The organism is Lawsonibacter faecis, from assembly GCF_014287675.1.
GTDB classification, from domain to species: Bacteria; Bacillota; Clostridia; order Oscillospirales; family Oscillospiraceae; genus Pseudoflavonifractor; species Pseudoflavonifractor faecis.
Genome location: NZ_JACOPQ010000015.1, coordinates 100937 through 107173 on the forward strand (window position 1 = coordinate 100937; position 6237 = coordinate 107173).

Annotated in this window: 6 protein-coding genes; all 6 read right to left on the reverse strand. The window is 63.5% G+C overall.

The genetic code is table 11. From position 1 onward, the window contains the following. Positions 1-17: 17 nt before the first annotated feature. Positions 18-1187 (reverse strand): DUF2812 domain-containing protein, encoded by a 1170-nt coding sequence (locus H8S62_RS15765; RefSeq protein WP_186920234.1) that lies wholly within the window; start codon positions 1185-1187, stop codon positions 18-20. Further along, positions 1184-1507 carry a PadR family transcriptional regulator gene (locus H8S62_RS15770; protein ID WP_155152261.1) on the reverse strand — a complete coding sequence of 108 codons (324 nt, stop codon included), beginning with the start codon at positions 1505-1507 and terminating at the stop codon, positions 1184-1186. The genes H8S62_RS15765 and H8S62_RS15770 overlap by 4 nt, the downstream gene beginning before the upstream one ends. A gap of 114 nt (positions 1508-1621) precedes the next feature. Next, on the reverse strand, positions 1622-2212 hold the full coding sequence (locus H8S62_RS15775; protein WP_155152259.1) for an SGNH/GDSL hydrolase family protein: 591 nt from the start codon (positions 2210-2212) through the stop codon (positions 1622-1624). 36 nt (positions 2213-2248) lie between these two features. Further along, a complete protein-coding gene (locus H8S62_RS15780) occupies positions 2249-2962 on the reverse strand; it encodes a GNAT family N-acetyltransferase (RefSeq protein ID WP_155152257.1) in 714 nt (237 codons plus the stop codon). Between the two features lie 190 nt (positions 2963-3152). Beyond that, on the reverse strand, positions 3153-3920 hold the full coding sequence (gene sfsA, locus H8S62_RS15785) for a DNA/RNA nuclease SfsA (RefSeq protein ID WP_186920235.1): 768 nt from the start codon (positions 3918-3920) through the stop codon (positions 3153-3155). A 104-nt stretch (positions 3921-4024) separates the two neighbouring features. Next, on the reverse strand, positions 4025-6237 hold a 2213-nt coding region (locus tag H8S62_RS15790; protein WP_186920236.1), incomplete at its 5' end, for an InlB B-repeat-containing protein.

Consider the following 6237-nt stretch of genomic DNA (forward strand, 5'->3'; position numbering starts at 1 on the left):
TAAGCTGCTATAAGTGTTTAATGAAGCTGCAGACGCTCCCGCAGAATGTCCGGCAGCGCCGGGTCGGAGAGGTCAAGAGGGCCGTTGACGACGGCCACCACATTCCCCTCACGAAGCAGGATTTGGCTCCACCCCTCGCCAATGCAGATCCAGCTCTGTTCAAAGCCCAGCTCGACGGCCTCCATCGGAAATATGCTGGGGCGGTAATATCCGCCGACATCCACCGTCACCCCGGCCCGGACCATGTCCTCCGCAAACCAGCGGGCCAGCCCGGCGGCGCGGCATTCAAAACGTTCGGTAATCAGAGTCCTATCCGCAAGCTCACTGTAGCTGACGCGGTCGAGGAGAATCCCGGGGGTCCGGTCCAGAGACAGCGGCTTCCAGCCGTCCTTCCCCAGGTCTTCCGCCCGAAGTACGGGGGCGGTCTCTGCCGCCTGCGCCACCGCCTCCAAGCCGTCCTGAAACGTGACGGACTCCCTCCGGGCGGTTTGTACAAAGCCCATAATCCATCCGCCGACGCAGAGGACGGCGGCGACGGCCGCAATGATCTGCCGCGCCTGGGCGGCCCGCCTGGACGTGGCCGGCAGCTCGCTTCCCGCCGCGATGGCCCGCTTTCCCGCACGCCAATAGCGCAGATGCGAAGCGCCGCTGAGAACCAGGTAAATCAGCAGCAGCGGCAGCGCCAGTGCTGACACCACCAGATTGTCCTCCAGCAGCGATTCAAAGCTGAAGAGGGGGGTGCGCTCCGCTGCGGGAACTACGAAAAAGTAAGCTGCCAGAAGAGTTGCCACAATTATCAGTATCACCAGGCTGGCTATCCATCCGCGCCGTAAATATTGGTAAAACTGTTTTTGTTCCAACTCCGGATCGGTCTGAAGCGGCGCGGGGTTGACGCCCGGAACGGAGGCGAAGATATAGATACCGGGCTTCCGCTCCACCTTATGCCAGCCGGCGTCCTCCATCAGCTGGAGGTATGCCTCCTCCCGCTCACCCTTCCCGCCCGTCGGGTCCACCGCCACGGCGTACTGCAGATCCCGCCGCCGCGCAGGGTTGAAGACGGCGACGGGGCCCGGCCAGATCCCTTCCAGTTCCCAGCCATGGGCCGCCTGCTCGTTGAGCCAGGCCTCCGCGGCGCGGTAGTCAATCGTGTCGAACCAAAACAGCTTGCGGCGCTTCTTCTCTCTCATGGCCGCCCCTCCTCCCGCAGAACCCGCTCCATGTCCGCCGCCTGCTGCATGATGCGGCGGCACTCGTCCCGGAGGGCGCGGTCGCCCTCACCCGTCAGGCGGTAGTACTTCCGCTTCTCCTCAATGCGGGTCTGCCGGATGAGACCGTCCCGCTCGAAGCGGTCCAGCAGGGCGTACAGCGTCCCCGCCCCTACCGTCACCCGGCCCTCGGTCAGCTCCAGGATGTACTGCATGACGGCATAGCCGTGCCGCTCGCCGCGCAGGGCCAGGAGGACATAAAACATCTGCTCGGTCATGGTATCCATTTTTTTGCGGGCCATTACGTCTCCCTCCCAACTATATCGATTATCGTCATAACCATGGTATATCAATATTCGATATAAGTCAAGCGGCGGGCACAAATCAGGCGGGCACAAGGCCCGCCTGAACGCCGCCTATTTCAGCGCCTGGAGCGCCAGGGGAAGGACCATCTCGGCCACCCTGCGCTGCCCGGCGGCGGAGAGATGCCGCCGGGGCGTGCGCTTTTCGCAGTACCAGCGCTCCACATTGGTGCCGAATGACGTATACAGGTCCACAAAGGGCACGTGATACCGCTCACAGAGCTCCTGCAGGGCGCCGTTCCACTTGGGCAGACGGGTCTGGACCAGCGCGCCGCCGAAGTCCTCGTCGAACCAGGGGATGCCCAGCACAATCAGCGCCAGGTCCAACTCCTCCGCCTGGCGGATTACATCCTCCATCTCGGAGAGGTAGAAGGACATCGTGCGCTCCAGCCGCCGGATATCGTCCAGCCCGAAGCCCACCACGCACAGGTCGGCTCCCCGGGCCACCCGCTCGAACTCCGCCCGCGCAAAGGCGGCGGGTTCGCCGGGGTATCCCTCGTTGCGCACCTCCGCCTTGACGCCCAGGGCGCACAGGATGTCCGCCATCTGGGCGGGCCAGGCCAGCTCCAGCGGGCCGCAGCAGCCCTCGTCCCCCAGGTAAAACCGGGTGTTCCCGTCCCCAAAAGCCACAATGGTATGGTCCATGCTCTTCGCCTCTCTCTGTCTGTCGCTTCCCCAGGCTCAGGCCAGCAGGTCCCCCTCGGAGATCACCTCGTACCAGTGGGAGAGCAGACGCTCCTGCACAAAGCCCACCGAGCGGTAGAGGGGATAGGCGCTCTCGTTGGCGGTGGACACCTGGAGCCAGACCCGGGTACAGCCCATATCCGAGAGCATATCCATCACGGATAGCAGCAGCTCCCGGCCAAGCCCCTTGCCCCGGGCATCCTTGGTCAGACCGATGGAGCCGATCTCCGGGTTCTCCTTCTTGAAGCCGCACTCGTAGATGCCGACGGGCACCCCATCCAGCAGGGCAAAGCCGCAGCGGTACTCCGGCCCCAGGATCTGCGCCAGATCATCCCGGCCGTAGGTTGCGGAGTTGGGCACGTCGAAAAACGAGGCGTTGTAAATCGCCAGAAACTGACCTCCCTTCTCCCGGGTCAGCGGCTCCAGGGTGATCCGCCCCTCCGGGCGGGGGCGGCCCGGGTCCAGTGCGCGCTCCATGCCCAGCATATCGTGGCGGAACTCCAGCCGATATCCCTCGCCTGCGCCCTCGCACAGCGGGGCGGAGGGATCGGTGGAGGCGGCAAAAATTGACGTGGCCCCCTCCCCCAGGAGCTTGCGGGCGCCCTGGCGGACGGCCTCGTCCACCTGGTCCGGCCAGCACTTGCGGATCAGAATATATCCCTTCCCCTTGGCGGGGATTTCTTTTGTAATAACTTCCAGCTCAGGCTGCATAACTGCGCCTCCTGTCGTGATGCGGGCGGTTTCCCGGCGCGCTCCCGGGCGGCGGGAAAGGTAAGCCTGTGGGCGCTCCGGTAAGTCCCGGAAGCACTCCAGTTGATACATTATACAACAGCGCCCCTGACTGTGCAAGCCCAGGACATCCGCCGCCGTGACCGGCGTGTCTGAGCATAGCCGCCGCGCACTAGAGCCTGACCTCCACCGGGGCGCGGAGTGCCAGACTGTCCGGCGTCACCGCGCAGTCGTAGGCCAGGATACGCACCCCGGCGGCGGCGGCCCGGCGGAGGGCGCGGCCGAAGGCCGGATGGGTGCGGTCGTTGGGGGAGAAATAGTCTACATCGGTCATCTGGATGACAAAGCACAGGCAGGCCTCATAGCCCGCATCGCGGCAGGCCATCAGCTCCTCAATATGCTTAACGCCCCGCTCGGTGGGCGCGTCCGGGAACCGCACCGCGCCGTCCTCCTCCAGCGTGACTCCCTTGACCTCTACAAAGCCCCGGCGGTAGGTCTGTTCCGTGCCCGCCCCGTCCCCTTTCAACGATTGCTCATAGTAGAAATCAAATCTGGAATTCCCCCATGTAGTCTCCGGGCGGAGCAGGGACAGGCCCGGCAGGAAATGCCCGGACTCCGCCCACTCCTGAAAAACCTTGTTGGGGGCCTGGGCGTCCATGTTGATGAGACGGCTGACCCCCGCCGCCGGAGGCCGCCCGGTCTCCCCCGTCCCCTTCTCCACGGCAATCAGGTCGTACTTGGTCTTGCGGGCGGGGTTGCCGCTCTCCTGGAGATACACCGCCGCCCCCGGGACCAGCAGTTCCCGACAACGGCCTGTATTTTTTACATGGCAGATAACAAAACCGTCCGGCCCCGATGCTCCGCCGGCCAGCGCCACATGGGCGATAAAGCGGTTGGGCCGGGCCAGAAACACGCCCCGGCGGATATTGTCGTAGTGCATGGTTCTCACATCCTTACCGGGGTATGATAACACAAAAAGGATCGGCGGGCAAATCCTTGCCCGCCGATCCTTTTTGTGTTATCTATCGCTATCTGTTGCAGGATTTATTCTGCCAGGGCCGTCATGCCATAATATACATTGCTGCCGGCTGTGATCATGACGTAAGCGCTCGCAGGCGTCCAGCTTTCAAACGCGGCGCCCTTAGCGACGGTCCAGTCCTCGCCCGCCCCCTCTGCCAGGGGCTTATCCTGATACGTCTGGTAGAAGGGCGCACTGGACTGCTTGGTCGGCTTCACGTATTCGTGTAACTTTTGGTAGTCAAGCTGATCGCCGCTGGCGGTGTAGGTGACGAGCGGCTGGCCGGCGGCGTCAAGCATACCGACCTCAATCTTCGTGATGGTGTCCCAGTCAAAGCCATCGGCGTATTTCCAGCCCAGGTTGTAGGCTCCGGGCCAGGTATCTCCAAAGGCGCCGAAATCCTCCGTGGTGAAGCAGGATACGGGGTTGCAGTAGGTCACGTCGCCCACAATCACCTTGTTCTCCTTGCACTCGCTCCAATTGCTGCTGTTGTTGAAGCTCAGATAGGGGAGGAACTCCTCCGCCGTCAAGGCGCTGCCATTGACAGTGTTGGTCAGATCCAGCTTGAAGGTCTGGTTCAGGCGGGCCATGACGATGGTGTCGCCGGTCTTAGCTGTAAAGCTGTTGCCCGTTACATCGACGTCGGTGTATGCGGCGGTCTTCCGGCCGGCGTCGCCCCAGAAGGTATTCCCGATGGCGTAGCCGTCAATCTCCGTCCAGGTATTGCCGGAGAGGGTGATGGCCTTGGCCTTGCAGCCGTCGAACGCCACGCTCGCGCCGTCAAACTTGCTGTTTTCAACCAGGACGGTTCCAGCAGCGGTGTCTGCGCCCGCCCCGTTGAAGTACAGGGACCCGGCGGCGCCGTCCTTCAGCTTGCCGAAGGTGCAGTTGCGGATGGTGACGCTTTTATCTCCCACCACCTCTACGGTCTTGTTTTTCGCCTGGTTGGGAGTGATGGTGAGGCCGTCCAGCGTAACGCCGTCGCCCCAGACGAACACCAGGCTCTGTGTGGCCCAGGCGCCGTTTTCACGTGCGGTGGTGCTGGTGAGGACGGGGCTGCCCACGCCAATGACGGTGAGGTTATCGGCGGTGATGGGAAGATACCAGCCCGCCTGGCCGCCGTTGTCGACCACCGCGCCGTCGCTGCCGCGCAGCGTCACGTCATCAGGTGTGATGTCGTACTCGTCGCCCCAGAGAACCCAGGTCTGGTTGTCCGCCTGCCCGGCGACGGCGGTCTTCAGCTCATCGGCGGTCTCGATAAAGATAGTCCCCGCGGGATAGAGGTCATGGTAGCCGACCTGGGGGACGGCCCATTTGACAGCGTAGGACTTTCCGTAGGTGCGGGACTGGATGATGACATAGGAGGGCGCGCTCACGCCGGCGTCACCGCTCACGTCCAGCGCATAGGAGTTGACCTGCACGCCGTCGATATACTGGAGAATCTGCTCACCGTCGAAGCGGATTTCAACGGTGTGCCTGCCGGCTGTGGGCTTGACGCCCTCAATGTCGTTCCAGACGCCATCGCCGCTGGCATCCCAATACTGCCAGACAGCGCCGCCCTCAACCGTGGGATCGTTGGCAAACTGAAGGATGGCCCAGTCCAGCATGCCCTTCTGGTCCGCAGGCGTGCCGTGGATGCCGTCCACCTGTACCCAGATGGACGAACGAATGCCGTCCTTATCCTCGGTGCGGGCACTCAGCATCTCGTCGGTAATCTCGATCTCCGTGCGGACGTTCCAGCGGTCACTGGCCACGGCGCCGGTAAAGGAGCCCTTGCCCTGCCAGTCGTACCAATCGTTCGCCGCCTTCTGATCGGTGGTCTCATGGGTAATCCAGCCCTCAGCCACGGTCCAGGTCTTGGGCTCGGTGCGGTCCACGGTCCACTCGCCCAGAGCGGCCTGCTTGCCCCAGAGCGCGGTCAGCGTCAGGTCTCCGTTCACCGCTGCGGTGAAGTCATAGGGTTTGCCGTCCAGCGCCCAGCCGTAGAACACATAGCCGTCCCTGGTCGGCTCAGCGGGCACGGACGCCTTGCCGCCGCTCACCACGCTCTGGCTGGCGACCTCGCTGCCGCCGTCTGTGTTGAAGGCCACGGTGTAATAGGCTACGGAAGGCGCGCTGCCGGAATTGGTGTTGTCCTTAATCTCCTTGCCGTCGGAGTTGGTGGGGTTCTTTGTGCCGGGGGCCACGTCCACGGTGGTGGGCTTCTTGCCGTCCAGGACCACGTCGTCGGCCTTGACCT